The sequence below is a fragment of the Faecalibacterium sp. IP-1-18 genome (genome assembly GCF_023347355.1).
Classification (GTDB): Bacteria; Bacillota; Clostridia; order Oscillospirales; family Ruminococcaceae; genus Faecalibacterium; species Faecalibacterium prausnitzii.
Genome location: NZ_CP094472.1, coordinates 421697 through 446855, shown reverse-complemented (window position 1 = coordinate 446855; position 25159 = coordinate 421697). Strand labels below are relative to the sequence as shown.

The window sequence follows — 25159 nt, the reverse complement described above, 5'->3', positions numbered from 1 at the left end:
TTTACGAGTCTCTTACTTCTTTGCCAGCTTCATCAGGCTGCGGTTTTCCAGCAGGATGCGCAGCAGCACAACGTTCACGGCGCTCAGGATGAGGGCGTTGGGGATGCGCACCGCCAGCGTTGCCCACGGATAGCCGTAAAACAGGCGCAGCGCCAGCGAGGTGATGACCATGGAGCCCACAAAATGCCCCAGCAGCACGCTGGCTGCAAGCCGCAGGTTGGTGGAGAGGCTGCTCAGCTTCTGCCACGCAAAACCCGCCACTAAGCCGATGGCGCCCGCACCCAGCGTGATGAGCGGGTTGATGGCGTAGCCCGCCAGCACACCGCCGATGATATCGGCCACTGCACCCACCGCAAAGCCTGCGCCGGGGCCGAACACCACCGCCGCCAGCAGCACCGGCAGACTGCCCAGATTGAACCGGACGAAGCCGGTGGAGATGCTCAGCACCCGGCTGAACACGATGCTCATGGCTACCAGCAAAGCCAGCATGGTCAGGGTACGCACCGAAGTTTTTTTGTCGTTCATTGTAGTTGTCCTCCTTAAAAAGGAACAGCAGGCAGGACGCAAAAACGCCCTCCCCTGTGACAGACCGCACAAAGGAGGGCGTGAATTCCAACAACATTCACTTCCGGGCAAAAACCGCAGACGGCTCTCGCCTGCACCCAAGTCCATGCAGCAGCGGGATGCAGACCCTGCACCGCGGTCAATACCTTCGTCCGCAGCACAACTCCCCGTTGATGCGGCACTTAACGCGCAGGGTCTTACTCTGTTGATGATGCCATTATAATCCTTTTTTTGCTGCACTGCAAGCACCCAAACAGACATCTTTGCCAAAGGAGCGTTTTTATTTTTGGCAGTGTTGTATAAACGTAGGACTTTTGCTTGCCTGTCTCCCTCTTTTCTTTTGGCGCAGAACGTGGTAAGATGAACACAAGATACCAAAGGGGAAACTGCCCCGGAAAGGAAATTTTCCATGAAATTCAGCGAAATGACCTATACCCGCCCGGACATCAACGCCCTGCTGGCACGGTGCAAGCAGCTGGCCGCCAAGGCCGCCGATGCGCAGGACGGCGACGCCCTCATTCAGGTGTACTACGAGCAGAGCCGCGCCTTTGCGGACTACACCACCGCCTCCCAGCTGGCCAACATCCACTACACCTGTGACACCCGCGATGCCTACTGGAAGGCTGAGCAGGACTTTTTTGATGCCAACGGCCCCGCCGTGACCAACGCCAGTGTGGAGATCAGCCGGGCATTTCTGGCAAACCCCTATGTGGATGCCCTTACCGAGCACTTCGGCACCACCTGCGTAGCCGGTATGAAGAACGCCGTGCTGGGCATGGACGACCGCACCGTGGAGCTGCAGCAGGAGTTCAACGCGCTGGTCAGCCAGTACCAGCAGATCTACGGCGGTGCGCTGGTGGAGCTGGACGGCAAGCAGCTGACCATCCCCCAGCTGGGCCCCTACAAGGAGGATCTGGACCCCGCCGTGCGCCGCGCCGCCTACGAAGCCGAGGCCGGTTACTTTGACGCCCACCGGGACGAGCTGGACACACTGTACACCAAGATCGTCAAGAACCTGAATCAGCAGGCCAAGGTGCTGGGCTACAAGGATTACAGCGAGCTTTCCTATGTGCGCATGAACCGCATCGGCTACGGACAGGCCGAAATTCAGGCCTTCCGGGATCAGGTGGCAAGGGACGTTGTGCCCGAGCTGCAAAAGGTGATGGCCATGCGCGCCAAGCGCACCGGCATCACCCACCCCACCTTTACCGACCTGCCCATCATCTTCAAGGACGGCAACCCCAAGCCCATCCCGGGCTATCAGGCACGCATGGATGCCGCCCGCACCATGTACCACGAGCTCAGCCCTGAAACGGCGGAGTTCATCGACTTTATGCAGGACAATGAGCTGTTTGACGTGGAAAGCCGCCCCGGCAAGATGTCCGGCGGCTACATGACCAGCCTGCCCAGCTACAAGGCGCCCTTCATCTTTGCCAACTGGAACAACACCTCCGGCGATGTGGACGTGCTGACCCACGAGTGCGGCCACGCCTTTGAGGGCTATGTGGCCGAGCGCGACCCCAACGTGCCTGCCGATCTGGAATGCCCCGCCATGGAGAGCGCCGAGATCCACTCCATGGCCATGGAGTTCCTCACCGCGCCGTGGCACCACCTGCTGTTCGGCAAGGATACCGAGAAGTATGCCCTGCTCCACGCCGAGGACAGCTTTGTGTTCCTTGCCTACGGCTGCGCCGTGGACGAGTTCCAGCACATCATGTACCAGAACCCGGACCTGACCCCCGACCAGCGCAACGCCGAGTGGCTCAAGCTGGAAAAGAAGTACCGCCCGTGGATCGATTTTGACAACCTGCCCTTCTACGGGCGCGGTGCAGGCTGGCAGCGCCAGCTGCACATCTACGAGTGCCCCTTCTACTATATCGACTACTGCCTGTCCACCATGGCAGCATTGCAATTCTTCCTGCTGAGCCTTGACGACCACAAGGACGCATGGGAGCGCTACCTCAAACTGGTGCGCCGCGCCGGTCTTGCCAGCTACACCGAGCTGCTGCAGACCGCCGGGCTGAAGGTGCCTTTTGCTGAGGGCAGCGTCAAGGGCATTGCCCAGCAGATGACCCGCTGGCTGGAAGAGCATCAGGTGGGCTAAAGACAAGCGAAAATCGTTTCGTGACAGCGGCAGGGCGTTTCGTGTCAGTTTTCTTGCTTTTTCTGTCGTGCTGCGATATACTGAAGCCAGAGATCCCCCTTCGAAAATGGAAAGGAGTGCTGACTTATGAGATCTTCCCGTTTGTTCCGGCGCGTCGTTGCCGGTCTGTGCGCTGCCGCCATGCTGTGCGGCGGCATGGCCGCTTCGGCTGCTGCGCCCGCACTGCCCGCCGCCCCTGCTGCAGTGGAGGCTACCAACGCCGCCCCCAGCGATGCCGAACTCAAGGCCGCCTTTTCCAAGTTCACCGTCACCTACGACGAGGAGACCGGCGGCTGGGATCTTTCCTCTCCGCAGGAGCAGGCCAGCATGGATAAAAAGTCCTGCGGGCTGTACCCCTATATGTTCTTGCAGGACGATAGCATTGCCTTTAATATGATCCTGACCTATGTTGGCAGCAAGAAGCTGGACATCAAAACGGTCAACGTATCTGCTGATGACGAGCTGTACACCTTTACCTGTGACGAGGAATACGGCGGCGGCTACGATCAGGATCTGGGCTGCTGGTTCGACATGGAGCTGTTCCAGCTGAGTGACGAGGAGGTCAGCCTGCTGAGCGAGTGGCTGAACGCCAAGAGCGTCACCGCCGTATTCGTTGGCCGGGACGGCACCACCCAGAGCTATGCCCTGACCAAGGAGAACCGTACCGCCATTCAAGAGATGGTCACCGCCTACAACCTGATGCTCTCCTCCACCGTAGAGCAGTGCGAGCCCATCCTGACCAGTCTGGCAAAGTAAACGCATTTCCAGAGTCCCCGGAGCGTCTGCGGATGCTCCGGGGACTTTTTGCACTAATTTTTTATTTTTTGCAAAAAAAGCTTGCAAAGCCGGCAAAGCTGTGCTATACTTATCGAGCTGTGATGTGCTGCTATAGCTCAGTTGGTAGAGCGCATCCTTGGTAAGGATGAGGTCTCCAGTTCGAATCTGGATAGCAGCTCCAGCTTAACCGCCCTGAAGTCTTAGGACTTCGGGGCGGTTTTCGTTTATCCTTTCAGCCATACTACAAAAATACCGCCGCACAGCTGTGCGGCGGTATTTTTTAATCCTCGTCGGGGATATTCTCTGCGTCCAGCAGATACTCGGTCTCGGTCTGCTGATCCATCTGCTGCTCTGTCCAGTCCAGCTGCACAGCGCCGCTCAGGTCCAGCGAATAGTCCTCGGTATACAGCAGACTGCCGGTGTTCAGGCTGCTTTCTGCCGGGCTGCGGGCATCCCATGTAAAGTGCAGCTTTTCCGGCGGCACGGTGCACTGCTTTGCCAGTGCGGTCAGGGTGTAGCAGTCCCGGGCAAAGGCGGCGGCGCTGTCGTAGGGGCCGAACAGCTCCACGGTCAAGGTCAGGCAGGTATCCCCGGCGGGCAGGGCGGCGGCCTGCTGCAAAGTTTCGACCTGCGGGCCGCTCAGGTACAGCCTGCCGCTGATATCCCGGATGGCAATATCCTGCGCGTCCCGCTTACAGGCGGTGTACAGTTCGTCAATGGCCTGTGCGCTCAGACGGTTCATGGTCTGCTGATTTTCGCCGCTCAACTCGTCCCACAGCAGGGGCAGCATCGCCATGCAGAAGCAGCCCGCCATCAGCACCAGACAGACCAGCACGGACACAAAATCGTACTTCCAGCGGCCGGGGCGGGCGGCAAAGAACAGCACCTCGCATCCCAGCAGCACCAGCGCCACCGCCGGGGCAATTTTCAGGGTCAGCTGCACATCAAAGCCCGGCACGAAGAAATACAGCAGGAAGAACACGCCCGCCGCAATGAGACACGCGCCCAAGGTCAGGCTGCCCACCCGGCGCAGGGGCTTTTCAGCGGGTCGTTTTTCTGCCGGTTTCTGCTCCGGCGCGGGCGCACTGCCCGGCTGTGCCGTCAAGGGGGTCTTATTCTGCTCGGTCATCGTCATCCTCCGCAGGGGTTTCGTCCTGCTCTGCACCGGTCACCGGTTTCCCCAGCAGTGCCGAAAGCTCCGGCATGGCAAAATGGGCGTCCGTGTCCGCAGTGCCCTCGGCATCCTCGGCATCCTCGGCATCCTCGGCCTGCGGCGCAGCCGTGTAGGCGTGGAAGTCCTCGGGTTCCTCCTCGGCGGGCTGCTTGCCCTTTTTGTTTTTCGGGCCGCGCACCAGCCACATACCGCACACGATCAGCGCCACGCAGACCACGATCTGCGGCAGGGCATCCAGCATCAGGTAGATGGCGCGGAAAACCGGGTTATCCTGTCCCCAGCGCCACATCACATCGCCCAGCACCCGCATGATGATGTTGTTGTAGAACACGATCGCGCCCAGCGCGATGAGCCCCCAGCCCACCAGCTTGTGGCTTTCGCCCATGAACTGGGTCATGCGGGCATCGTGCCAGTTAAAGTGCACCAGATAATCGTCCTCCGGGGCTTTTTCTGCCGCCAGCTGTGCGCGGAGGTTCAAGGTATCGAAAAAGCTGTACATATACACAACGATGCAGCCGACTACCAGTGCGTCCAGCCCCGTGGTGCTGCCTAGGATAATAAACAGGCAGAACATGGTGATGAGCGAGAGCCCCCGCTTCATATAGCCCTGATACATCTGCCCCGCACCGGGGATGCAGGCAAACAGCAGGGTCAGGATCCCGTTTTTCTTCATAATCAGTTCCCTCATTTCTCAGTGGTGTCTGCACTGTGGTGCAAAAGCGCGTCCAGTGCATCGGATAGTTTTTCAGTCAGCTGCTTTTTGTCCTCTATGGGCTTGCCCAGCAGTTCCGGTTCGGTCTGTTGCGTGGTCTGCGGCAGCCATGTGTTCAGCTGCTGCCCGGTGTGCAGGATCTGCTCCAGCGTACCGGCGCGCCACAGCGTCAGCGCCAGCACGGCGGCTACGGTGGCCACAGCGGCGCGTCCCCATGTGTTCTGCATCAGCCGCCGTATCCAGATGGTGCCCATCACCGCGCCCCGGGCGGAGCGCGGCGGCTGCTCCAGCACATCATCGGTCAGCAGGGCGGTGTAGCGGTCCATGCAGCGGTCGCAGTAGGCAAGATGCTCGGCGGCTTCCAGCCGCTGCGTTTCGTCCAATTGCCCGCCGACCAGTGCCTGTAAGCCTTCCTCACTCAGACAGCCTTTTGCGTCAAACAGTTCCATGTACGCTCCTCCTTTCACAGGGTATGCGGTCGTTTTGCAAGATCTGCTGCGCCAGCATCTTTTTGGCGCGGTAGACCTGCGCTTCCACCGTTTTGGGCGGGCGTCCGCACAGTCTTGCAGCTTCGGCCATAGTGTGCTGTTCCAGCAGCACCAGACGGCAGGGCGTGCAGTAGGGCTCGCGCAGATTTAAGATCATTCCGGTAAGCTCCTCTTCGCCCAGCGCCTCCAGCACCTGCTGCTCCGGCTGCATACCGGGCGGCGCGCCCTCCAGCGCCAGCACCTCGTCGCCGGGGGTGTTCATCTTGCGCACCCATGCGCTGCGCAGATAGTCCTTGGCTTTGTTGGCCGCGATACGCGCCAGCCACTGCTTTTCAAAGCCGGGCGGGCAGCGGTCGATGGCCCGCCACGCCGCCAGAAAGGTCTCCTGCGTCAGATCCTGCGCTTCCTGTACATCCGGCACCAGCTGGTGGCAGACCGTGTACACGAGCGCCTGATATTTCTGCACCATCGTGCTGAATTCCTGTGTTGTCAACGCGCTGCACGGCCTCCTTTCCGGTTCAGGATGCGCTGCTCTGCGCCGCCCTTCTGTCTTTAATACGAGAGAGTGGCGGCAGTTCCTGCAAAAAACTAAAATATTTTCAAACTTTTTCTTCTTCCACAGATATGGTACAATAGCAGTATAGCACACAGGGAGGATTTTCGCCATGGCTTCTACCACCCGTCAGGCGCTTTTACAGGCGCTCAGCGCCGCCGAGGGCGCATATATTTCCGGCCAGCAGCTGGCGCAGCAGCTGGGTGTCAGCCGCGCTGCCGTGCACAAGGCGGCAGCGGCGCTTACCGCGCAGGGCTATGCGCTGGAAGCCGCCTCCCGCCGGGGGTACCGCCTGCTGGGCGGCGACCCCTTCTGCACCGAGGCGGTAGGCCCCTACCCCGCCCCGGTGCAGCTGTACGACACGCTGGAAAGCACCAACCGCACCGCAAAGCTGCTGGCGCTGGAAGGCGCTGTCCACGGCACTCTAGTGCTGGCGGGCGGGCAGACCGCCGGGCGCGGGCGGCTGGGGCGCAGCTTTACCAGCCCGGCGGGCAAGGGGGTGTACTGCTCGGTGGTGCTGCGCCCGCCGCTGCCTGCCGCCAACGCCCAGACCGCCACCATCGGCGCAGCAGTGGCAGTGTGCCGGGCGGTGCAGACGCTGTGCGGGCTGGAACTTGCCATCAAGTGGGTGAACGACCTGTATTACAGGGGCAAAAAGGTGTGCGGCATCCTGACCGAAGCCGGCACAGACCTTGAAAGCGGCCAGCTGGAATGGCTGGTGGTGGGCATCGGGCTGAACCTGACCGCCACCGCCGAGGACTTTCCCCCGGAGCTGACTGCCAAAGCGGGCAGCCTGTACCCCGGTGGCCCTGCCCCGGTAAGCCGGGCGGCGCTGGCAGGTGCCATCGGGCGGGAGCTGTTGGCGCTGTGCCCGGGCTTTGCCTGTCTGGACGAGTACCGCGCCCGCTGCTTTGTGCCCGGTCATTGGGTGACCGTGTGCACCGGCACCGAGACCTACGCCGCACAGGCGCTTTCCATTGACGATGCCGGGCGGCTGGTGGTGCAGCGGGAGGGCGGGCGCACCGAGGCGCTGCGCTGCGGCGAGGTGACTATTCGTCCCACTAAGACGGAATAAACGGATACAAAAAGCCCGCCGGGCGTTGCGCACGGCGGGCTTTGGTTTACAGTTTACTCTGCCTTGGTCTCGGGCTTTGCCTCAGCCTTGGCTTCCGGCTTTGCTGCGGGAGCAGCAGCGGGAGCGGCGGGCTTCACCACGGGCTTCGGGGGATTGGGGTCATCCTTCAGCGGGAACAGGATGATGTGCTTGGGGCACTTCTGGGCGCACATACCGCAGCCCTTGCACTTGTCGTAATCAACGCGTGCCACGCCGTCCACAACATGGATGGCGTCGAACTTACAGGTGCGCTCGCACATGCCGCAGGCAATGCAGGAAGTGGTGCACAGCTTGTTTGCCACAGCACCCTTGTCCTTGTTGGAGCACATGACCACCGGCTTGCGGGGGCCGGCAGCATCGATCATGATCACCTGCTTGGGGCAGATGTTGGCACAGGCACCACAGCCGGTGCACTTGTCCTTGTCCACCTTGGCCACACCGTCTACGATGTGGATGGCGTCGAACTTACACACCTTGGTGCAGTCGCCCAGACCAATGCAGGCGAAGGAGCAGGTCTTGGGGCCGCCGTACAGGGCTGCCGCAGCAGCACAGGTCTGGATGCCCTTGTAGTCGTAGGCGGGCTTGCAGTGCTCGGAGCTGCCCTGACACTGCACAACAGCCTTCTTTTCTACGGCGCTTGCCTCGCCGCCCATGATCTTGGCAATGGCAGCAGCAGCCTTGGGGCCGCCGGGTGCGCACTTGTCACAGGGCACGCCGTCCAGAACAACTGCCTTGGCGTAGTCGGAACAGCCGGCGTAGCCGCAGCCGCCGCAGTTTGCGCCGGCCAGACAGGCAGAAACTTCCTCAATGCGGGGGTCTTCCTCCACCGCCATGAACTTTGCGGCGGCCACCAGAACGATAGCACCCACAGCGCCCACGATGGTGCACAGGATAACAGCAGATACAATATTCATAGTCCTGTTCCTCCCTTACAGCGTAACATTGAACAGGTTTTCGACGATGCCGCCGAAGCCCATGAAGGACAGGCTGGTGATTGCAGCTGCGATCAGGGTGATGGGCAGGCCCTTGAAGGGTGCCGGGGGATCGCAGGCTTCCACGCGCTTACGCACGCCGCTGAACATGACCATGGCCAGCATAAAGCCGCAGCCTGCGCCGATGGCGCAGATCAGAGCCTCGATGTAGGCGTAGCCGAAGCCGTGTGCAGCCACATCGGCGCCGTAGTCGCCCACGACCAGAATGGTCACGGCCAGCACGCAGCAGTTGGTGGTGATCAGGGGCAGATAAACGCCCAGCGAGTTATACAGTGCAACGACATACTTCTTGAGGAAGATCTCGATGAACTGCACCAGCACAGCGATGACCAGAATGAACACGATGGTCTGCAGATAGCTCAGACCAGCCTTGTCCAGAATGAAGATCTGGATGGGGAAGGTAACGGCCGTTGCCATGAACATGACAAAGATGACAGCACCGGACATACCAACAGCGGAATCCAGCTTTTTGGAAACGCCCAGGAACGGGCAGATACCGTAGAACTTCACCAGCACATAGTTGTTGACAAGGATCATGCTGAAGAAGATCGCAGCGAGTTTGACGAGCATCTTATTCCGCCTCCTTCTTCAGATTGTCAAGATCACAGCAGCTCTTGCGCTCGATGCGGGCGTCCAGCTTGCCTTCCAGCCACACACAGCCGGCCATCAACAGGCCAAAGCAGAAGAATGCACCGGGAGCCTGCGTCATGATGGACACCTTGGCAACGCTTTCCGGAATGATCTGGAAGCCCAGCCAGGTGCCGCTGCCCAGGATCTCACGGATGGAGGCCATCAGAGTAGCGGTGAGGGTGTAGCCGAGGCCCATGCCCACGCCGTCCAGTGCGGAATCCACCACATTGTTCTTGCAGGCGAACATCTCGGCACGGCCCAGAATGATACAGTTGACAACGATCAGGGGCAGGAACACGCCCAAAGCGTTGTACAGGCTTTCCATGTAGGCCTGCATGAACATCTGCACGATGGTCACAAAGCCTGCAATGATAACGATGTAGCAGGGCAGATGCACCTTGCCGGGGATGACTTTCCGCAGCAGGGAGATCATGATATTGGAGCACACCAGCACGAAGGTGAAGGCGGCGCCCATGCCCAGTGCGCTGGAAACTGCCGTGGTAACGGCCAGAATGGAGCAGGTGCCCAGAACCAGACGCAGAACAGGGTTTTCTTTGATGATGCCGTTGGTAAGGATGCTTACCTTGGACTTATTTTCTTGTGCCATTTCTTACCAACCTCCTTTTATGCCAGCTCGTTGAAGCAGTTGATACAATCATTGATGGCAGCAAACAGAGCGGTGGACGAAATGGTTGCGCCACTGTACGCATCGAAATCCTGATTCATCACAATGTTCTTGGTGCCGTCCATGCCGTTGAACTGTGCCAGGAAGTCATCGGTGGACACATTGGAGCCGATGCCCTTGGTCTGGGTAGAAGCGTCTACCCAGATGCCGGTCTCGGCGCCATTGGCGTCAAAGCCCATGATGACGGTCAGAATGCCGCCGTCAAAGCCCTTTTCCTCGGCCTTGATGGCAATGCCGCCGTCCGGAGCCTTTACCACGCCGGTAACATTGGCGGTGGTGTAATCGGTCACTTCCTCCAGCGTAGCTGCGTCCGAAACAGAGGGCATCACGCTGACATAAGCAGCCAGCGTGGTGCGGCGGGTGTTCTCCTTGATAACGGGAGCGGTCATGCCGTTCACCAGAGCCAGCAGCAGGCTGACGATCAAAGAGATGACGGTCAGCACAACAATGGGCTTACCGGTGGTTTCCCAGCTGGAATTTGCAGTCTTACTCATTTGCCAGCACCCTCCTTCGCTTTCTTTGCAGGCTTCACATAGCCATACGGGGTCTGACGGGTCAGATCATTGATGTACGGGACCCACAGGTTCATGAACAGCAGTGCGAAGGACACGCCCTCGGTGTAGCTGCCCCAGTAACGGATAGCAAAGGTAACGATGCCAAGGCACACGCCATACACCAGCTTACCCTTCAGGGTAAAGGGGCTGGTAACGTAGTCGGTAGCCATGAACACAGCGCCGAACAGCAGGCCGCCGCTCAGCACGGCAACCAGTGCGCTGTGCAGATCCTTGGTAGCGATCAGGTAGAACACGAACACGCTGCCAACGTAGGAAGCAGGGATAGCGATGCTGATGGTCTTGGTAGCCACCAGATAGATCAGGCCCAGCACGATAGCCAGTGCGCAGGTCTCGCCCAGCACACCGCCGTGGATGCCCATGAACAGATCCAGCAGGCTCAGCTTGGAGGGATCTGCCACAGCCAGCGGGGTAGCCTTGGACAGCTGGTCCACCGCTGCATCCGGGAACACCCACTTATTCATGGAGCCGGCAAAGCTGATAAACAGCACGATACGGCCCACCAGAGCGGGGTTTGCAAAGTTCATGCCAATGCCGCCGAACAGCTGCTTGACAACGATGATAGCCACCAGATCGCCGATGATCAGCTGACCGATGGGCATACCCACGGGCACGTTCATGGCCAGAATGATGCCAGTGACCACAGCGGACAGGTCGCTGATGGGGTTCGGGCGCTTCAGCAGCTTGCAGTACAGCCACTCAAAGACCACACAGGCCACCACGGAAACGGCGGTGACCAGCAGGGCACGCACGCCGAAAATGATCGCAGAGGCAACCACGCAGGGGCACAGTGCAACGATCACGTTGGCCATCAGGCTCTGGGTGGTCTCATCACTGCGGACGTGCGGGGAAGCCGAAACAATAAGCTTCGTATCCATTACTTATTGCCTCCTTTTTTGATTTCGCCAAGATAGAAGGCCTTGGCCAGACTCATCATCTGGGTAACAGGGCGCTTTGCCGGGCAGACGAAGGAGCAGCTGCCGCAGTTGAAGCAGTAGTCAGCGTGCAGCTTGCCCAGCTCCTGCACATCGCGGGCGGCGTAGGCCTGATTGACCTCCACGGGCTCCAGACCCATGGGGCAGTACTCCACGCAGCGGCCGCAGCGGATGCAGGGGTTGACCTGTGCGGGCTGTGCAGCTGCCTTGCTCAGCAGGATCAGACCGGAAGTGGTCTTGGTGGTGGGGTAGGAAAGGTTCTCCACAGCGGGGCCCATCATGGCACCGCCGGCAACCACCTTGCCCAGCTCGCCCTTAACGCCCACATAGTCCAGAATGTCCTGATAGGCGGTGCCCACGGGCACAACAACGTTCTGGGGCTTTGCGCAGGCATCGCCGTCCACGGTGATGGTACGCTGGACCACCGGCATACCGGTAGCCAGATACTTGCCCAGCGTGGAAACGCTGGTCACGTTCATCACGATAGCGCCTGCATCGGCGGGCAGACCGCCGTGGGGCACCTCGCGGCCGAGGCACTTCTCAATGAGGATCAGCTCTGCGCCGGTGCCGTAGACACTGGGCAGGGGCTTGACCTCAATAGCGCTGTCGTCCTTGGTCTTTTTGCACAGCAGGTCGATGCACTCGGGCTTGTTGTTCTCAATACCAATGATGCACTTCGGAATGCCGGTATACTGCAGCACAGCCTTGATGCCGCGGATGATATCATCGCTGCACTCCAGCATCTCCTGCGTGTCGCTGGTCAGCCACACCTCGCACTCGGAGGCGTTGATCAGTAAAGTATCCACCGACTGCTTGGGCTGCAGCTTCACATCGGTGGGGAAGCCTGCGCCGCCCAGACCGACCAGACCGCACTCGCGCACGGCGGCAAGGAAGCTGGCCTTATCGGTGACTTCCGGTGCCTTGACAGCCGGGTCTACGGTCTGCTTGCCATCGGTCTTGATGACAACAGAATCGCACATACGGCCATTGGACAGACGGAAAGGTTCCACTGCAGCTACCGTACCGGAAACGCTGGAGTGGATGTTTGCGGAGACAAAGCCGCCCGCCTCACCGATCTTGGTGCCGACGAACACTTCATCGCCTTTTTTCACCAGTGCCTTGGCGGGTGCGCCAATGTGCTGGCTCATAAGGATGCGTACCTGCGCGGGCAGAGGCATCGGGATAGGTTTGCTTGCAGCAGTTGCCTTGTCATGCGGCGTATGCGCGCCAAGCGCCGCACGTTTCAGCTTGTTCAACATGGATTTCAAATCCCCCATTCTGCTTGAATTGCCATCCCCACGCCCATGCAGGCGCACTGGTACAGGGACAGCAGCTGCTTAACACACTTATTGTATCATTTTGGCGCGGGAAGTCAACGACATCACGGCTCAAATGATGAATTTTCCTGAACTTTCTTATTCGTTTTCGCCGATTAGTTTTAACTAACTGCCGTATTTTTCTTTTTGTTCTCCCTCTTCTGCCGTTTGCCTTTACTGTGGGAATATGCTATACTATACCTAACATGACAGGCGGAACGTCCCCCGCTCCGCTCCCGAACTTCACAAGGAGGCACCAAACCATGAAAGTTCTCAAAGCTCTGCTCGCCGTCCTCACCACACTGGCTGTCGCCCTGACCGCCATTCTGCTGCTCTGGCAGGATAAAAGCGCCCCGCGCTATATCAAGATCTACGAAAACGAGCAGTAATATTTTTCTTGCAAAACAGCACCCCGACCAAGCGGTAAAACCGCCCGGCCGGGGTGTTTTTGCGTTATCCGGCAGACCACACAAAAACGCCGCCGACTTTTCGTCAGCGGCGTTTGCTCGTATCAGTAGGTCATCACGACCACCATAAAGGGGCAGTTTTCCATTGTCGCATGGTCGGTGTTCTGCACAACGCCCACGCCCACAAGAGTGGCTTCCTTCTTGACCAGTGCATTGTTGCGTTCTACGCTTGCTTTCTCTGTCTCGTCTTTCCACTTCTTGCCTGCCCACGTTTCGAACTGGATCGCATCCGGGTAAGCGCCCTGCAGTGCACCAACACCGATCGATGCTTTTTCGCCCACCTTCTTCTTGCGGACTTTTGCACAGGCAGCACTATAATCCGTGTTGGTACTCGGATTCTCGCCGTACTTGCCATTGACGCCATCCAGCTGCACCTGTGCCATCTCCTTGGCGAACGCACAGGCCTGCTCGTTCAGCTCCAGCGGGGTGTTATTGCCGTAGTTCTTGCGCACTGTGTTCAGTGCTTCCACCACTGCGGCCACCTTCTGCGCCTCGGTCTTTTCGTCGGTGGGGTCTTTGCCGGTCTCGCTGCTGCCCGGCTTATCCGGCGCATCCGGCGCGGAAGGGCCGGAGGGCCCGCAGGCTGCTAAAAGCAGCAGCGCCATTGCAGCTGCAAGAGCCGCTGCCGTCCATCGTTTCCAAAGCTTCATCTGTGGTCCCCCGCTTTCTTCTTATGGGAGTGCGTTGCTCCCCGGTTTCATCTTATCCCCTGCTGCGGCGCGCTGTCAATGGGCAGATGCGCCAAACTTTGGCAGAAAGTTTCGGCAAAGCGTGCAAAAGCAGGAACATTTTGAATGCGCGCCGCGCCTTCCGGGTTGCGGCACCCAGCATCCGCATCGTGCCTTGGGCGGCACTCGCATCTTGCTGGCCGCTGCCCCAACAACTCCTCCCTGTTTCCGCCACTGGCGGCGGTCGTCGTCGTTGCAGTGGAAAAATTATTTTTTATTCGCAATTCCGGAAAATCTGCCGATTTTCCGGAATTGCTTTTTCACAGGCGCGTCTGCACGCGGGCTTTTCTGCACGCAAAAAAGGCTGCCGCACAGTCTGTGCAGCAGCCTTTCGGGCTTAGTAATCCTTTTCGCAGCCAAGCAGGAATTTCATGTAGGCAAAGGTGCGCTCCCGCCCGAGGTCCCGCACCATGCACAGCAGCTTTTCCAGCAGTGCCCGGGTCTCCGGGTGCATCAGGTAGTGATCCTTGCTGCGCTGGTAGTACTCCCACGCAGAGGCATCAGTGTACTTATCGCCCAGATAGATCTGGCTTGCCGCCACCCGGTCGCACACCATCTCGCAGACGTACCGCAGGGGGATCTTCATGCCGGTCAGGCCGGTCTTGGTGGTGCTATAATCGATCCAGTATTCCAGATGATGCTTGTTGCGCCCCTTGTGGTGCAGCCACGCCGAGGTGTAGCCCTTGGCTGCGCGCTCGGCCTCGTTGGGGCTGTGGTCACCCTGATAATAGATGCACCCGGGGATGAACTCGGTGGGGCTATACTTGCTCAGGTCGTGGGCAAGACCCTGCTCATACAACCCGCATTCAAAGCAGTATTTCATCACCAGCAGCTTGTGCCGGGTGATGGTCTCGAAATGACCCTTGATGTTCATGCTGTTATTCCCTCCACTGCACCGTGATGCGGCCCTCTTTCAGCCCGCGCAGATCATCGCTTTCGGAAAAATCCTCCCGGTCCATGGTCAGGTTGGGGTTGTAGTAGGGGTCATGCAGGATGTTCTCCTTGCCGTGCACCTCGTACAGACGCTGCTGCTCGGCGGCAAAGCGCCGTGCCTTTACCGGGTCTTTCTCGTCCCCGCCGCGGCTCTTGCTCTCGTAGTGGGTCAGCTGGGCGTAGGGCGTCCACGCAATGCGGTAGCCCGCATCCCGCACCCGCAGGCAGAAGTCCACATCGTTGAAGGCCACCGCAAAGGCTTCGTCCAACCCCTTTACCTCGTCCCACACGCTGGTCTTTACCAGCAGGCAGGCACCGGTCACAGCGGAAAAGTCCTGCACCGTGGCGGTGCGGAACAGATACCCGCTGCCGCCTGCCTTTTTGTACTTGTGGCTGTGCCCCGCGTAGCCCCCCAGCCCGGTAATGACGCCCGCGTGCTGGATGGTCTCGTCCGGGTAAAAGAGCATTGCACCGCACACTGCCGCCCCGCCGGGGTGAGCGCATTGGCGCAGAAGTTCAGTGAGCCATTCGCCGCTGCGCACCTCCACGTCGTTATTCAGCAGCAGCAGATATTCGCCGGTGGCGTATTTGCGGCCAAAGTTGTTGATGCCGGAAAAGTTGAAGCCCTTTTTCGGGTAGGTGACCACCCGCAGGCCGTCGTAGCGCTGCTGCGCCTTTTTATAGTAGGCAAAGGTGGCGGGGTCGGTGGAGTTGTTCTCCACCACGATCACCTCAAAGTGCTCCCATTCAGTCTTTGTCCAGATGCTGTGCAGGCACTTTTCCAGATCCTCGGTGTGGTCCTTGTTGGGGATGAGGATGCTCACCTTCGGCTCGCCCACGATGTCCCACTTCACCCGGTAGGTGCTGGGGAACAGGCCGTCCTCCACCGTGCCGGTGCGCCCGGTGCGGGTCAGGTGGTCTGCCAGCGCCTTTTTGGCCGCTGCCGCCACATAGGGCTTTGCGTCTGCACCGCCGGAGGTAGACCCCGCGTGCACCCGCCAGTAGTAGAGCACCTGCGGCACATGGGCGGCACCGCCGGTCTTTTCCAGCAGACGCAGGAACAGATCATGATCCTGACTGCCGTCGCATTCCGGGCGTTCGCCGCCCAGCTGCTCCCACAGCGCTTTTTGGAACACCGCCAGATGGCAGATGTAGTTGCAGCACAGCAGGTAATCCGGGGCGTAGTCCGGCTTGAAGTGCGCCACCATGGGGCGGCGGATGCTTTTGGTGAACAGTGCCTCGTCGCTGTACAGAAATCCGTCCGGTTCGCCGCGCTGCCGCAGCTGCAGGATGGCCTTGCCCATGGTGTACAGGGCATGGGGTGCCAGAATGTCGTCGTGGTCAGCCAGCGCCAGATACTCCCCTGTTGCCAGCTGCGCGGCGGCGTTGGTGTTGGCCGCGATGCCCTTATTTTCGATCTTTTTATATACGATTCGTTGATTCTTTTGCTGATATTCCTTTACGATCCGCTCCACGTCCCCGTGGGCAGCGTCCGAAGCATCGGCAAGGCAGAGCTGTCCGTTGGGCGCGGTCTGCCCCACAAAGGAATCCAGAAATTCCCGCAGGTATTTTTCCGGGGTGTTATACAGCGGGGTCAGCACCGAAATGGTGGGCAGACCGCAGTCTGCCGCCGTTTTGCCTGCCATCTCTGCGCGCTGGGCTTCCAGCACCTTTTTGGCGGGCAGGTAGCGCGCACGTTTGCCAAAGCAGCGGCGCTTCACAAAGCCCGCGCCGCGCCTGACCATGGTGGGCAAGCCCTCGTCCTTTGTCAGCTGCACGGCATAGCCGGCAAGCTCCTTGGCGCGTTTCAACCGTACATTCATATCAGACCTCGCCGCGCTGGGTCGCCTTGTAGGCGGCGCAGACTGTCTGGGTATCCCCGTTCATTTTCAGGTGGCCGTGGCTCAGCCATGCCACCTTGGTGCACATCCGCTCGATCTGCTCGATGGAGTGGGACACCAGAATGACCGTGGTGCCGCCCGCCATCAGCTCCTGCATCCGCTTTTCGCACTTCTGCTGGAACAGGAAATCGCCCACCGACAGCACCTCGTCCGCAATAAGAATATCGGGCTTTGTGATGGTGGCAATGGCAAAGCCGATGCGTGCCACCATGCCGGAGGAGTAGTTTTTCAGCGGCACATCCAGAAAGTTTTCCAGTTCGCTGAATTCTACGATCTCGTCAAATTTTTCGTCCAGATACTTGGGCGAGAAGCCCAGCACCGTGCCGTTGAGGTAGATGTTCTCGCGGGCGGTCAGATCCATATCAAAGCCCGCGCCCAGCTCGATGAGCGGGGCGATGGTGCCGTTCACGGTCACCTTGCCCTTGCTGGGCTTGTACACCCCGGCAATGGTCTTGAGCAGGGTGGATTTGCCCGAGCCGTTCAATCCCACAAGGCCGTAAAAATCGCCGGGCATGATGTCCAGACTGACGTCCTTTAAAGCGTAGAACTCGTCGTATTGCAGCCGCCCCTGCACCATGGCCAGAAAGTACTCCTTCAGGCTCTCATGCTTTTCCTTGGAAAGGTTGAAGCACATGGAAACATTGTCCACTTTGATGATCGGTTCCATTGTTCACCCTCCTTAAATGTGCAGCACAAAGTGGTCCTGCGTTTTGCGGAACACCTGCAGCCCCACTACCATGGACACTACGGCGCAGATGCCGCAGACAAGGAACATATTCCAATCCAGCGGGATGCCCCACATCACCGTGCGGCGGAAGCCCGTGATATACCAGTACATGGGGTTCAGTTTGATGATCTGCTGCATATTGAACCCGCCGATGGAAAAGGTCATCTGGGTGGGGTCGTAGAAGATGGCGGAGAAATACAGCAGCGCGGTGACGAACACGCTCCAGATGTGCATGATATCCCGGAAGAACACGGTAGCCGCCGCTAAGAACATACTGACCCCGAGGCTGAAGAAGAACAAGGTCACCAGCGGGTACAGCGCCTCAAAAATGGTCAGGTGGAAAGGCGCGCCGGTAAAGATCATGACCAGCAGCAGCGCCACAAAGCTGAAGATGCAGTTCACCATGGCAAAGCAGCACTTTTCCAGCGGGAAGATATACTTGGGGATATACACCTTTTTCAGCAGCGGGGCGGCGCTGAGCACGCTGCTCATGCTGGTGGAGGTAGCCTCGTTGAAGAAGTTGAACAGCAGCTGACCGCACATCAGAAAGACGGCAAAGTTGTCGATGCCGCTGCCGCGCATATCCATCAGGCTGCTGAACACCGCCCAGTACACAAGGCACATCAGCAGCGGGTTCAAAACGCTCCACACCACGCCCAGCACGCTGCGGCGGTATTTCAGCTTGAAATCACGGCTTACAAGGTTCCACAGCAGATAGCGGTAGCGCCAGAAGCCATTCCACATTGCTTTGAGTTTTGCCACGGGCGATCACCACTTTTCAAAATACTCGAACTTCTGGGCGGCAAAGGGCTCGTGCAGCTTGTCCTTTGCGCTGGTCTTGTGCTCACAGCCGCAGTCCGGCCACTGCACGTTGACGGTGGGGTCATCGTAGGGGATGCCGCCCTCGCTGGTGGGGTCGTAGACATCGGTGCACTTATAGCAGAACTCTGCCACATCGCTCAGCACCAGAAAACCGTGGGCAAAGCCCTCCGGGATATAGAACATCTTCTTGTTGTCCTCGGAAAGGGTCACGCCCACCCACTTGCCAAAGGTGGCGCTGTGGGGGCGGCAGTCCACGGCCACATCGTACACCTCGCCCTTGGTCACGCGCACCAGCTTGCCCTGGGTGTGGTTCTTCTGGAAGTGCAGCCCGCGCAGCACGCCCCGGGTGGAGCGGCTCTGGTTGTCCTGCACAAATTCCTTGTCGATACCGGCCTCTGCGAACTGGTCCTTCTGGTAGGTCTCCATAAAATAGCCACGGTCGTCGCCGAACACCTGCGGCTCAATGACCACCACGCCGGGGATCTCGGTCTGCGTAAAAATAAACTTACCCATGATATTGTACCTCTCTTTTTTTCTGAAAGCTTTTTCTTTATCTGGAAAAGTCTGGTTTTGAACAGGCTTTTACGCTTTTTTATGGTGCCTTGCCGTTTTGCGGCGCTTTTTCAGGCGGGAATGTACCCGCAGCACCAGTACGGTAACCACGGCTGCACCTATGGTGCACCCCACCGAGATGCCCGCCAGCACCCATGCGCTGCTGCCCGGTTCCACGTCCCTGGCGGCTTCCAGCTTTGTGCCGACGCTCTGCTCCAGCAATTCCGCCAGACCTGTGATCTCCGCCTTTACCCGCACGCTGGTGCTCTCCTGCTGCGCGCCGCCGTTCAGGGTGTACACCGCATACACGGCGGGCTCTGCGCCCAGCAGATACTGCTCCGGCAGCTCCAGGTCCACGGTCACATCCTGCGCGGATAAGCCCTCGGCCAGCAGCAGCTTCACCCCGGGGTCGGCTACGGTAACGGTGCCAAGGCTCTGCCCGCCGCCCGCCACAGCCAGCTGTGCGGTGACCGTGCCGCCGGGCAGCTGGGTGTAGCTTTTATAGGTGGAAAAGGCGTAGTCCAGCAGGGTGCGCATATCGTTATATTTATCGGTGCTCAGCTGGCTTTGCATGGTCGCGCAGATCAGCCGCACCCCGTCCTGCTCCGCCAGACAGACATAGCTGTACCGGGCGGTGTTGGTATAGCCCAGCTTGGAGCCCAGCACACTGTCGATATGGTAGCGGCTGGAGCCGATGCGGATCTTATCCTGCTGGGAGAAGTAGCGGGTCACCGGCTGGATGTTGGTGGGCTGCATGGTGTACATCTCGTTGCGGGTGAACAAGTCCTCAAACCCCGGCTGCTGCAGCGCCCAGCGCAAAATCTGTGCCATATCGTAGCAGCTGGTGTAGTGGTCGTTGTCGCTGATGCCGTGGGGGTTTGAAAAGTGGGTGTGGGCAAGGCCAAGCTCCTCCACCTGTGCATTCATGGCCGCCACGCCGTCCGCGATGGTGCCGCCGCCGAAATACTCCGCCAGCAGGTTGGCACCGTCGTTGGCGCTGGCCATCTGGGTGGCGTACAGTGCATCCACCAAGGGGACTTCTTCCCCTTCCCGCAGGGCAATATGGCTGGAATCCGTGCCCGCCAGCGAGTAGACATCCTCATGGGTCACGGTCAGCTTTACGTCATCCCAGTCTCCCTGCGCCTTCTCGCAGGCAAGACCAAGGGTCATTACTTTGGTAATGGAGGCCGGGTGCAGCTCCTCGTCCATATTCTGCTGCGCCAGCACAAGGCCGGTGTCTGCATCCATGATGCAGTATGCCCGGGTATTGGCCAGCGCCGGGCCGGCTGCTGCTGCGCCGGGCACCAGCACAGCGCCTATCAAAAGCAGCACAGTGCACAGTGCTGCGGTAAATTTTTTCATCTGGTATTCTCCGCTTATCCGTTTTATGCCGACAAGACATCATTTGAAGTATACCACATTTTTTCCCCGCTGAAAAGAGATTTACACATTCCTTTGTCCCAGCAGCACCGGTTGCAGCTGCTCACCCCGCAAAGCGGCGTCCACGGCGGCGGGCAGCAGGGCAAGGTCGGCCTTCAGGCTCTGGGGCTTGGCAAAGGGGTCGTCCTGCCCGTAGGGCACAAAGTAATAGTGCTTGCGCTGGCACAGCCGCGCCATATTTTCGCCGGAGGCGCCAAGGCCGTCGTTGGTAGACACTGCCAGCACCACTGGGCTGCCCACCCGCAGCAGGCTTTTGGCGGCAAGGGTCACCGGCGTATCCGAAAGTCCCGCCGCCAGCCGCGCCAGCGTTGCGCCGGTGCAGGGGGCGACCACCAGCGCCTGCGCCAGCCGCCGGGGGCCCAGCGGCTCCACCGCCTGCAGGGTGTCCAGCACCGGCTGCCCGGTAACGGCCTGTAAGCGCTGCCGCCAGCTTTCCCCGGTGCCGAACCGGGTATCCTGCTGCGCGGCAAAGCTCATAACGGGCAGCAGCGTCCAGCCCTGTGCCGTCAGTGCCTGCGCCGCGCCCAAGGCGTCCTCCAACGTGCAAAAGCTGCCGCACACCGCAAAGGCAAGACAGCCCTTTTTCTCTGTGGTCATATCTTCTCCTCCCGCTCCTGCAAAATGGTCTGCACCGTGCGCGCCAGCGCCTCCCCTGCTGTTTCCGGCGCCCAGACCGTCGGCAGGCTCAGCGCGTGCAGCGCCGTGTGCCCCAGCCGCCGGGCGGCGGCAAAGTCCGTACCGCCGGGCTTTGAGGCCAGATCCACGATCAGAGACCCCTTCGGCAGCGCCGCCAGCACTTGCGTTGTCAGCACCGGCGCGGGGATGGTGTTCACCACCGTATCAAAGGCGGCAGCTGCGGCAGCAAGGTCTGTCAGCGACACCGCCCGCAGACCCAGTTCCTCTGCCATGGCCCGCTGCACCGGGCGGCGTGCCGCCACGGTCACCCGCGCGCCCAGTGCCGCCAGACGCACCGCAAGCGCCCGCCCCACCGGGCCAAAGCCCAGCACCAGCACCGCCGCGCCCCACAGGGTACGGCTGCGCCGTTCCAGCAGAATGCCGATGCAGCCCTCGGCGGTGGGGATGGCGTTATACACGGTCAGCTCCGGGCGGGCAAAGTAGTCCACCAGTTCCACCCCCGCCGCCCGGGCGATAGTCCTTGCGCTGTCCGTCACCTTACCGCCCAGCGCCAGTGCCCCGGGCTTTGCCATGCCCAGCAGCTGCGCCAGCGGCAAATCCGCCTGTTCCAGCGGGAGCGGCAGCAGGATGCAGTCTGCCTGCGGCAGCTGCTGCACGCCGCCCACCGTATACCCCGCCCGCGCCAGTGCACGTCCTGCCGCCGCCTGCCGGGCATCGCTGCCCACCACCGCAAACCGCTTTGTCTGCCTCATGTCGTCATCTCCCCTTTTCCGCTGTGCACCATCCTATGCAGGAAGATAAAACCGCGTGAACGGAAAGATGCTGACCGGCAGAAACAAAAAAGCTCCCCCTTTCGGGGGAGCCGTCATCGCGCAGCGATAACTGAGAGGATTCTTATTTCAGCGCTTCTTCCAGCACCTTCAGCAGGTGCGGGATATCCAGCGGCTTTGCGATGTGGCCGTTCATGCCCGCATTCAGGGCGTTCTGCTTGTCCTCCTCAAAGGCGTTGGCGGTCATGGCAAAAATGGGGATGCCCGCCTTGCGGGGGTCGGGCAGGGCGCGGATACGCCGGGTGGCTTCGTAGCCGTCCATCCGGGGCATCTGGATGTCCATCAAAATCAGGTCATATTGCCCGGGCACGGACTGCTCCATCTTTTCCACTGCTTCAACGCCGTCTCCGGCGGTATCCACAAGGAAGCCCGCTTCCTTTAAGATCTCTATGGCGATCTCCCGGTTCAGGGCGTTATCCTCCACCAGCAGCAGGTGCTTACCGCTGAAGTCTGCCTTGGGCTGCGGGGCAGTCGTCTGCTCCGGTTGTACCCGGAAGGGCTCTGCCAGTACCTTGCGCAGCTCCGAGAGGAAGAGCGGCTTTTCGCAGAAAGCGGTCACACCGGCGGCGCGCGCCTCCTCCTCGATATCCGCCCAGTCGTAGGCGGTCAGGATGATGATGGGGCAGCTGTCCCCGATGACCTTGCGGATCTGCCGCACGATCTCGATGCCGTTCATATCCGGGATGAGCCAGTCGATAATATACACGCTGAAAGCATCGCCCTGCTCCACGGCGTACTTCGTGCGGATAACCGCCTCCTTGCCGGAGATGGTCCACTCCGGGCGCATGCCGATCTTGGAAAGCATGGTGCTGACGCTCAGACAGGTGTTGGTGTCGTCGTCCGCCACCAGTGCCCGCAGCCCTTCCAGTTGGGGCAGCTGCTTGATCTCTGCCTTCTGCCCGCTGAGGGGGAAGCAGAGGTTCACGATGAACTCGCTGCCCTTGCCCGGCTCGCTTTCAAGGGCGATGGTGCCGCCCATCAGGTCTACGATATTCTTGGTGATGGAAAGGCCCAGACCCGTGCCCTGGATGCCGCTGACGGTGGAGCTTTCCTCCCGGGTGAACTCCTCAAAGATGTGCTTCTGGAACTCCTTATTGATGCCGATGCCGTTGTCCTTGATGCGGAACTCATAATTGCCGCAGCCCTTGGGCGTGCCGGGCTTCTGAGCAATGCGGATGCTCACCATGCCGCCGGTGGGGGTGAACTTGATAGCATTGGAAAGGATGTTCAGCAGCACCTGATTCAACCGCAGCGGGTCGGTGATGATGTCCTCGTCCACCACGTCCATGGTGTCGATGAACAGCGACAGCCGTTTGGAACTGATGTTGGGCTGGATGATGGAGCGTATATCGTGCACGAGATCCGGCAGGTGCACTGCCTTTTCCTCGATCTTTACCTTGCCGCTCTCGATGCGGCTCATGTCCAGCACATCGTTGATGAGGGAGAGCAGGTGCTGGCTGGAAGTGGAGATCTTTTTCAGGTAGTCCAGCACCTGTTCCTTATTATCAACATGGGTCGCCGCCAGCGAGGTGAAGCCGATAATGGCGTTCATCGGGGTGCGGATGTCGTGGCTCATGTTGAACAAAAACTCCCGCTTGGCGCGGTTTGCCGCTGCCTCGTGCCGGACGGCAAGCTCCAGCTTGCGGTTCTGCTCTTCCAGCTGGGCGTGATACTTCTGCTCCTGCTCCCTTTTTTGCTGCTCCGCTAGCTTCATGGAGCGGCGGCGCAGCGTTTGCAGCACTGCCACACAGATCAGATAGAAGATCAGTGCCGTCAGCAGTGCGCTGCTGAAATTGCGGAACACCGATTTTTCGTCGATATAGAGATACAGATCAAAATTCTGTCCGTTGCTGTACATCCCGAAATAGCAGCCGGAATTTGCCCAGTCGCGGGTGTGGGTCAGAATGTCGGGCGCACCGGCCTTGCGGATGCCCTGCACCAGCGGGCTGTTCGTGGTGTACAGTCCGATGAGGCTCGGGTCGTTTGCGGCGATCACCTTGTTGTCCTGCACGATAAAGATGGTGCCGCTGATGTTCTTCGGGTAGCCGTCCAGCACGCTCTGGATGGACAGGGCTGTCCCCTCCACAAACTCCGGCGGGGTCACCCGGTACGCCAGCAGCACGGCGTCCCCTGCTGCGGCGCGGCGGGTGGCAACATCCACCGCCGTGCCATCCTGTAACAGAATGCGCTTGAGGTAGGTCTTTTGCGGGTTTTGCAGCACGTTCAGCGCGGCTTGCTCTCGCAGCGATTCCGCAAACTGCGCATAGCCGATATTACCATCCGTATATTCGCACAGTGATTCTCCATTTTCGTCCAGCACGGCAATGCCGGTAAGCCAGAGGGGCTCCGTTTCTGCCCGGAGGCTTTCGGGGTCGTAGAGATCCAAGGTATCATTTTCGGCCAGCTGCCGCACCGAGACCGCCATCCGGCGCAGCGACTTTGCGGTGATGGTATCGTTATATTTTTCGTAGCTGGTGGACTGCACCTTTACAAAGTTGATGGTGCGGTCAAAGTATTCCTCGGTAGCGCGCATGGACTCCCGCCCGGAGAAGAGGGTCACTGCCAGCAAAAGCAGCACGCCCATCAGCAGGTAGAGCGCCGCCACCCGCATATTGGGCGTGAACGTTTTCTTGTTACGGTTCAAGGGCGTCCACCTCCAGATATTTTTCCGGGTCCGGCAGATATTTGCCTACGATCTGCTTCATCGTGCCGTCGGCGCGCATGGCGGCAAAGGTCTCGGTCAGCTTTTCGTCCAGCCCGCGGGTGTCGTTCAGCGCAAAGGCCACGCCGATGCCGGTGACCAGCAGCGGCTCCTCCAGAATGCGGAAATTGGCATTGCAATCCTGCATATACCGCAAAATGGCGGCCTCGTGGGCGGCAATGGCGTCCACATAGCCGCAGTTCAACATGGCGTACTGCACGCTGCGGTCCTCGGCGCTCAGCAGTTCACCAAACTGCGGGATGCGGGGGTCGGTGCCGGCGAGGAAGATTTCCTCCGGCTTGGTGGTGCTTTGCACCATCATGGTCTTGCCCGCAAGGTCGGCAAGCGTTTCAATGCCGCTATCGGCATTGACCGCCACCACCTGACGGCTGACCATATACGGCCCTACCCAGCGGTACAGCTGCTCCCGCCCATCCATGGAAAAGCAGCTCCAGATGCAGTCGATGGCACCACTTTCCACCAGATTGGTTTTCTGCTCCCAGTCAATGATTTCAAACCGTACCGCATACCCTATGCGGGCAAAGGCCTCGGTGGCAATGTCCACATCAATGCCGGTGGGCGTGCTGTCATTGTTCAGGTAGATAAAAGGCGGGTAGTTATCGCTGCCCACCGTAAGCTCGGGCAGCGCTGCCGCCGCCTGTGTTTTGCCGCAAGCGGTCAGCCCGGCTGCCGCTGCCGCCGCGCACACCTTTAAAAAGGTACGGCGGGGTATTTTATGGTTGAATCGCTGTTTTGTCACGCGTAGA

Annotated in this window: 26 protein-coding genes, 1 tRNA gene and 1 riboswitch; of the genes, 5 read left to right on the top strand and 22 right to left on the bottom strand. The window is 59.8% G+C overall.

Annotated elements, in window-relative coordinates:
- Window positions 1-12: 12 nt before the first annotated feature.
- Window positions 13-525, bottom strand: coding sequence for a folate family ECF transporter S component (locus MTP43_RS02145; protein WP_005923065.1), 513 nt, complete (start codon window positions 523-525; stop codon window positions 13-15).
- 149 nt (window positions 526-674) lie between these two features.
- Window positions 675-771: riboswitch (THF riboswitch) on the bottom strand.
- A gap of 202 nt (window positions 772-973) precedes the next feature.
- Here MTP43_RS02145 and MTP43_RS02140 point away from each other — a divergent pair.
- The 3 genes from MTP43_RS02140 (at window position 974) to MTP43_RS02130 (ending at window position 3665) form a co-directional block, all read left to right on the top strand.
- A complete protein-coding gene (locus MTP43_RS02140; protein WP_005923063.1) occupies window positions 974-2668 on the top strand; it encodes a M3 family oligoendopeptidase in 1695 nt (564 codons plus the stop codon).
- Between the two features lie 126 nt (window positions 2669-2794).
- A complete protein-coding gene (locus MTP43_RS02135) occupies window positions 2795-3463 on the top strand; it encodes a hypothetical protein (RefSeq protein ID WP_015537321.1) in 669 nt (222 codons plus the stop codon).
- A gap of 126 nt (window positions 3464-3589) precedes the next feature.
- Window positions 3590-3665: transfer RNA gene (locus tag MTP43_RS02130), tRNA-Thr, on the top strand.
- 99 nt (window positions 3666-3764) lie between these two features.
- Here MTP43_RS02130 and MTP43_RS02125 read toward each other — a convergent pair.
- The 4 genes from MTP43_RS02125 to MTP43_RS02110 are packed head-to-tail and all read right to left on the bottom strand — an operon-like array spanning window position 3765 to window position 6351.
- On the bottom strand, window positions 3765-4613 hold the full coding sequence (locus MTP43_RS02125; RefSeq protein WP_015537320.1) for a hypothetical protein: 849 nt from the start codon (window positions 4611-4613) through the stop codon (window positions 3765-3767).
- On the bottom strand, window positions 4597-5331 hold the full coding sequence (locus tag MTP43_RS02120) for a hypothetical protein (RefSeq protein WP_015537319.1): 735 nt from the start codon (window positions 5329-5331) through the stop codon (window positions 4597-4599). The genes MTP43_RS02125 and MTP43_RS02120 overlap by 17 nt, the downstream gene beginning before the upstream one ends.
- Before the next feature lie 11 nt (window positions 5332-5342).
- The gene (locus MTP43_RS02115; RefSeq protein WP_249235028.1) at window positions 5343-5819 is read right to left on the bottom strand and encodes a hypothetical protein; all 477 of its coding nucleotides are present in this window, start codon (window positions 5817-5819) and stop codon (window positions 5343-5345) included.
- Window positions 5806-6351 (bottom strand): RNA polymerase sigma factor, encoded by a 546-nt coding sequence (locus MTP43_RS02110; protein WP_236130706.1) that lies wholly within the window; start codon window positions 6349-6351, stop codon window positions 5806-5808. Before MTP43_RS02110 ends, MTP43_RS02115 begins: the two co-directional genes overlap by 14 nt.
- Before the next feature lie 172 nt (window positions 6352-6523).
- On the opposite strand from MTP43_RS02110, the gene MTP43_RS02105 reads away from it, so the two are divergent.
- The gene (locus tag MTP43_RS02105; protein ID WP_113620746.1) at window positions 6524-7486 is read left to right on the top strand and encodes a biotin--[acetyl-CoA-carboxylase] ligase; all 963 of its coding nucleotides are present in this window, start codon (window positions 6524-6526) and stop codon (window positions 7484-7486) included.
- A 53-nt stretch (window positions 7487-7539) separates the two neighbouring features.
- On the opposite strand, the gene MTP43_RS02100 is transcribed toward MTP43_RS02105, so the two are convergent.
- The 6 genes from MTP43_RS02100 to rsxC are packed head-to-tail and all read right to left on the bottom strand — an operon-like array spanning window position 7540 to window position 12598.
- Window positions 7540-8439: an RnfABCDGE type electron transport complex subunit B gene (locus tag MTP43_RS02100; protein WP_055186233.1), complete on the bottom strand. Its 900-nt coding sequence runs from the start codon at window positions 8437-8439 to the stop codon at window positions 7540-7542.
- Window positions 8440-8454: 15 nt separating this feature from the next.
- A complete protein-coding gene (locus MTP43_RS02095; RefSeq protein WP_055186232.1) occupies window positions 8455-9087 on the bottom strand; it encodes an electron transport complex protein RnfA in 633 nt (210 codons plus the stop codon).
- A 1-nt stretch (window position 9088) separates the two neighbouring features.
- Entirely contained in the window at window positions 9089-9754 is a 666-nt protein-coding gene (gene rsxE, locus MTP43_RS02090) for an electron transport complex subunit RsxE (RefSeq protein ID WP_005923040.1), read from the bottom strand.
- 17 nt (window positions 9755-9771) lie between these two features.
- The gene (locus MTP43_RS02085) at window positions 9772-10326 is read right to left on the bottom strand and encodes an FMN-binding protein (RefSeq protein ID WP_005923037.1); all 555 of its coding nucleotides are present in this window, start codon (window positions 10324-10326) and stop codon (window positions 9772-9774) included.
- Window positions 10323-11282 (bottom strand): RnfABCDGE type electron transport complex subunit D, encoded by a 960-nt coding sequence (locus MTP43_RS02080; RefSeq protein WP_112121089.1) that lies wholly within the window; start codon window positions 11280-11282, stop codon window positions 10323-10325. The genes MTP43_RS02085 and MTP43_RS02080 overlap by 4 nt, the downstream gene beginning before the upstream one ends.
- Window positions 11282-12598, bottom strand: coding sequence for an electron transport complex subunit RsxC (gene rsxC, locus MTP43_RS02075; protein ID WP_223452891.1), 1317 nt, complete (start codon window positions 12596-12598; stop codon window positions 11282-11284). The genes MTP43_RS02080 and rsxC overlap by 1 nt, the downstream gene beginning before the upstream one ends.
- 320 nt (window positions 12599-12918) lie before the next feature.
- On the opposite strand from rsxC, the gene MTP43_RS14400 reads away from it, so the two are divergent.
- Window positions 12919-13044: a hypothetical protein gene (locus MTP43_RS14400; RefSeq protein WP_015537317.1), complete on the top strand. Its 126-nt coding sequence runs from the start codon at window positions 12919-12921 to the stop codon at window positions 13042-13044.
- Between the two features lie 122 nt (window positions 13045-13166).
- Here the strand turns inward: MTP43_RS14400 and MTP43_RS02070 are convergent, their stop codons facing one another.
- The 11 genes from MTP43_RS02070 to MTP43_RS02020 all read right to left on the bottom strand — a co-directional run bounded on the left by MTP43_RS02070 (window position 13167) and on the right by MTP43_RS02020 (window position 25152).
- Window positions 13167-13772, bottom strand: coding sequence for a hypothetical protein (locus MTP43_RS02070; RefSeq protein ID WP_112121088.1), 606 nt, complete (start codon window positions 13770-13772; stop codon window positions 13167-13169).
- 415 nt (window positions 13773-14187) lie between these two features.
- Window positions 14188-14724 (bottom strand): DUF5662 family protein, encoded by a 537-nt coding sequence (locus tag MTP43_RS02065; protein WP_005923021.1) that lies wholly within the window; start codon window positions 14722-14724, stop codon window positions 14188-14190.
- 4 nt (window positions 14725-14728) lie between these two features.
- A complete protein-coding gene (locus MTP43_RS02060; protein WP_113620745.1) occupies window positions 14729-16606 on the bottom strand; it encodes a glycosyltransferase family 2 protein in 1878 nt (625 codons plus the stop codon).
- Between the two features lies 1 nt (window position 16607).
- Window positions 16608-17351 carry an ABC transporter ATP-binding protein gene (locus MTP43_RS02055; RefSeq protein ID WP_005923018.1) on the bottom strand — a complete coding sequence of 248 codons (744 nt, stop codon included), beginning with the start codon at window positions 17349-17351 and terminating at the stop codon, window positions 16608-16610.
- A 12-nt stretch (window positions 17352-17363) separates the two neighbouring features.
- Window positions 17364-18173 carry an ABC transporter permease gene (locus MTP43_RS02050; protein ID WP_223450751.1) on the bottom strand — a complete coding sequence of 270 codons (810 nt, stop codon included), beginning with the start codon at window positions 18171-18173 and terminating at the stop codon, window positions 17364-17366.
- Window positions 18174-18179: 6 nt separating this feature from the next.
- Window positions 18180-18746, bottom strand: coding sequence for a dTDP-4-dehydrorhamnose 3,5-epimerase (gene rfbC, locus MTP43_RS02045; RefSeq protein WP_005923016.1), 567 nt, complete (start codon window positions 18744-18746; stop codon window positions 18180-18182).
- 69 nt (window positions 18747-18815) lie between these two features.
- Entirely contained in the window at window positions 18816-20147 is a 1332-nt protein-coding gene (locus MTP43_RS02040; RefSeq protein WP_112121086.1) for a D-alanyl-D-alanine carboxypeptidase family protein, read from the bottom strand.
- 81 nt (window positions 20148-20228) lie between these two features.
- Window positions 20229-20822: a dipicolinate synthase subunit B gene (locus MTP43_RS02035; RefSeq protein WP_113620743.1), complete on the bottom strand. Its 594-nt coding sequence runs from the start codon at window positions 20820-20822 to the stop codon at window positions 20229-20231.
- The gene (locus tag MTP43_RS02030) at window positions 20819-21613 is read right to left on the bottom strand and encodes an NAD(P)-dependent oxidoreductase (RefSeq protein WP_112121025.1); all 795 of its coding nucleotides are present in this window, start codon (window positions 21611-21613) and stop codon (window positions 20819-20821) included. Before MTP43_RS02030 ends, MTP43_RS02035 begins: the two co-directional genes overlap by 4 nt.
- A 142-nt stretch (window positions 21614-21755) precedes the next feature.
- Window positions 21756-24335 carry a response regulator gene (locus MTP43_RS02025; protein ID WP_223450749.1) on the bottom strand — a complete coding sequence of 860 codons (2580 nt, stop codon included), beginning with the start codon at window positions 24333-24335 and terminating at the stop codon, window positions 21756-21758.
- Entirely contained in the window at window positions 24325-25152 is an 828-nt protein-coding gene (locus MTP43_RS02020) for a substrate-binding periplasmic protein (protein WP_154265407.1), read from the bottom strand. Before MTP43_RS02020 ends, MTP43_RS02025 begins: the two co-directional genes overlap by 11 nt.
- Window positions 25153-25159 lie beyond the last annotated feature (7 nt).

Coding starts and splice junctions, on each gene's coding strand:
- MTP43_RS02145 (WP_005923065.1), bottom strand. CDS start 525: ATGAACGACAAAAAAACTTCGGTGCGTACCCTGACCATGCTGGCTTTG.
- MTP43_RS02140 (WP_005923063.1), top strand. CDS start 974: ATGAAATTCAGCGAAATGACCTATACCCGCCCGGACATCAACGCCCTG.
- MTP43_RS02135 (WP_015537321.1), top strand. CDS start 2,795: ATGAGATCTTCCCGTTTGTTCCGGCGCGTCGTTGCCGGTCTGTGCGCT.
- MTP43_RS02125 (WP_015537320.1), bottom strand. CDS start 4,613: ATGACCGAGCAGAATAAGACCCCCTTGACGGCACAGCCGGGCAGTGCG.
- MTP43_RS02120 (WP_015537319.1), bottom strand. CDS start 5,331: ATGAAGAAAAACGGGATCCTGACCCTGCTGTTTGCCTGCATCCCCGGT.
- MTP43_RS02115 (WP_249235028.1), bottom strand. CDS start 5,819: ATGGAACTGTTTGACGCAAAAGGCTGTCTGAGTGAGGAAGGCTTACAG.
- MTP43_RS02105 (WP_113620746.1), top strand. CDS start 6,524: ATGGCTTCTACCACCCGTCAGGCGCTTTTACAGGCGCTCAGCGCCGCC.
- MTP43_RS02100 (WP_055186233.1), bottom strand. CDS start 8,439: ATGAATATTGTATCTGCTGTTATCCTGTGCACCATCGTGGGCGCTGTG.
- MTP43_RS02095 (WP_055186232.1), bottom strand. CDS start 9,087: ATGCTCGTCAAACTCGCTGCGATCTTCTTCAGCATGATCCTTGTCAAC.
- rsxE (WP_005923040.1), bottom strand. CDS start 9,754: ATGGCACAAGAAAATAAGTCCAAGGTAAGCATCCTTACCAACGGCATC.
- MTP43_RS02085 (WP_005923037.1), bottom strand. CDS start 10,326: ATGAGTAAGACTGCAAATTCCAGCTGGGAAACCACCGGTAAGCCCATT.
- MTP43_RS02080 (WP_112121089.1), bottom strand. CDS start 11,282: ATGGATACGAAGCTTATTGTTTCGGCTTCCCCGCACGTCCGCAGTGAT.
- rsxC (WP_223452891.1), bottom strand. CDS start 12,598: ATGTTGAACAAGCTGAAACGTGCGGCGCTTGGCGCGCATACGCCGCAT.
- MTP43_RS14400 (WP_015537317.1), top strand. CDS start 12,919: ATGAAAGTTCTCAAAGCTCTGCTCGCCGTCCTCACCACACTGGCTGTC.
- MTP43_RS02070 (WP_112121088.1), bottom strand. CDS start 13,772: ATGAAGCTTTGGAAACGATGGACGGCAGCGGCTCTTGCAGCTGCAATG.
- MTP43_RS02065 (WP_005923021.1), bottom strand. CDS start 14,724: ATGAACATCAAGGGTCATTTCGAGACCATCACCCGGCACAAGCTGCTG.
- MTP43_RS02060 (WP_113620745.1), bottom strand. CDS start 16,606: ATGAATGTACGGTTGAAACGCGCCAAGGAGCTTGCCGGCTATGCCGTG.
- MTP43_RS02055 (WP_005923018.1), bottom strand. CDS start 17,351: ATGGAACCGATCATCAAAGTGGACAATGTTTCCATGTGCTTCAACCTT.
- rfbC (WP_005923016.1), bottom strand. CDS start 18,746: ATGGGTAAGTTTATTTTTACGCAGACCGAGATCCCCGGCGTGGTGGTC.
- MTP43_RS02040 (WP_112121086.1), bottom strand. CDS start 20,147: ATGAAAAAATTTACCGCAGCACTGTGCACTGTGCTGCTTTTGATAGGC.
- MTP43_RS02035 (WP_113620743.1), bottom strand. CDS start 20,822: ATGACCACAGAGAAAAAGGGCTGTCTTGCCTTTGCGGTGTGCGGCAGC.
- MTP43_RS02030 (WP_112121025.1), bottom strand. CDS start 21,613: ATGAGGCAGACAAAGCGGTTTGCGGTGGTGGGCAGCGATGCCCGGCAG.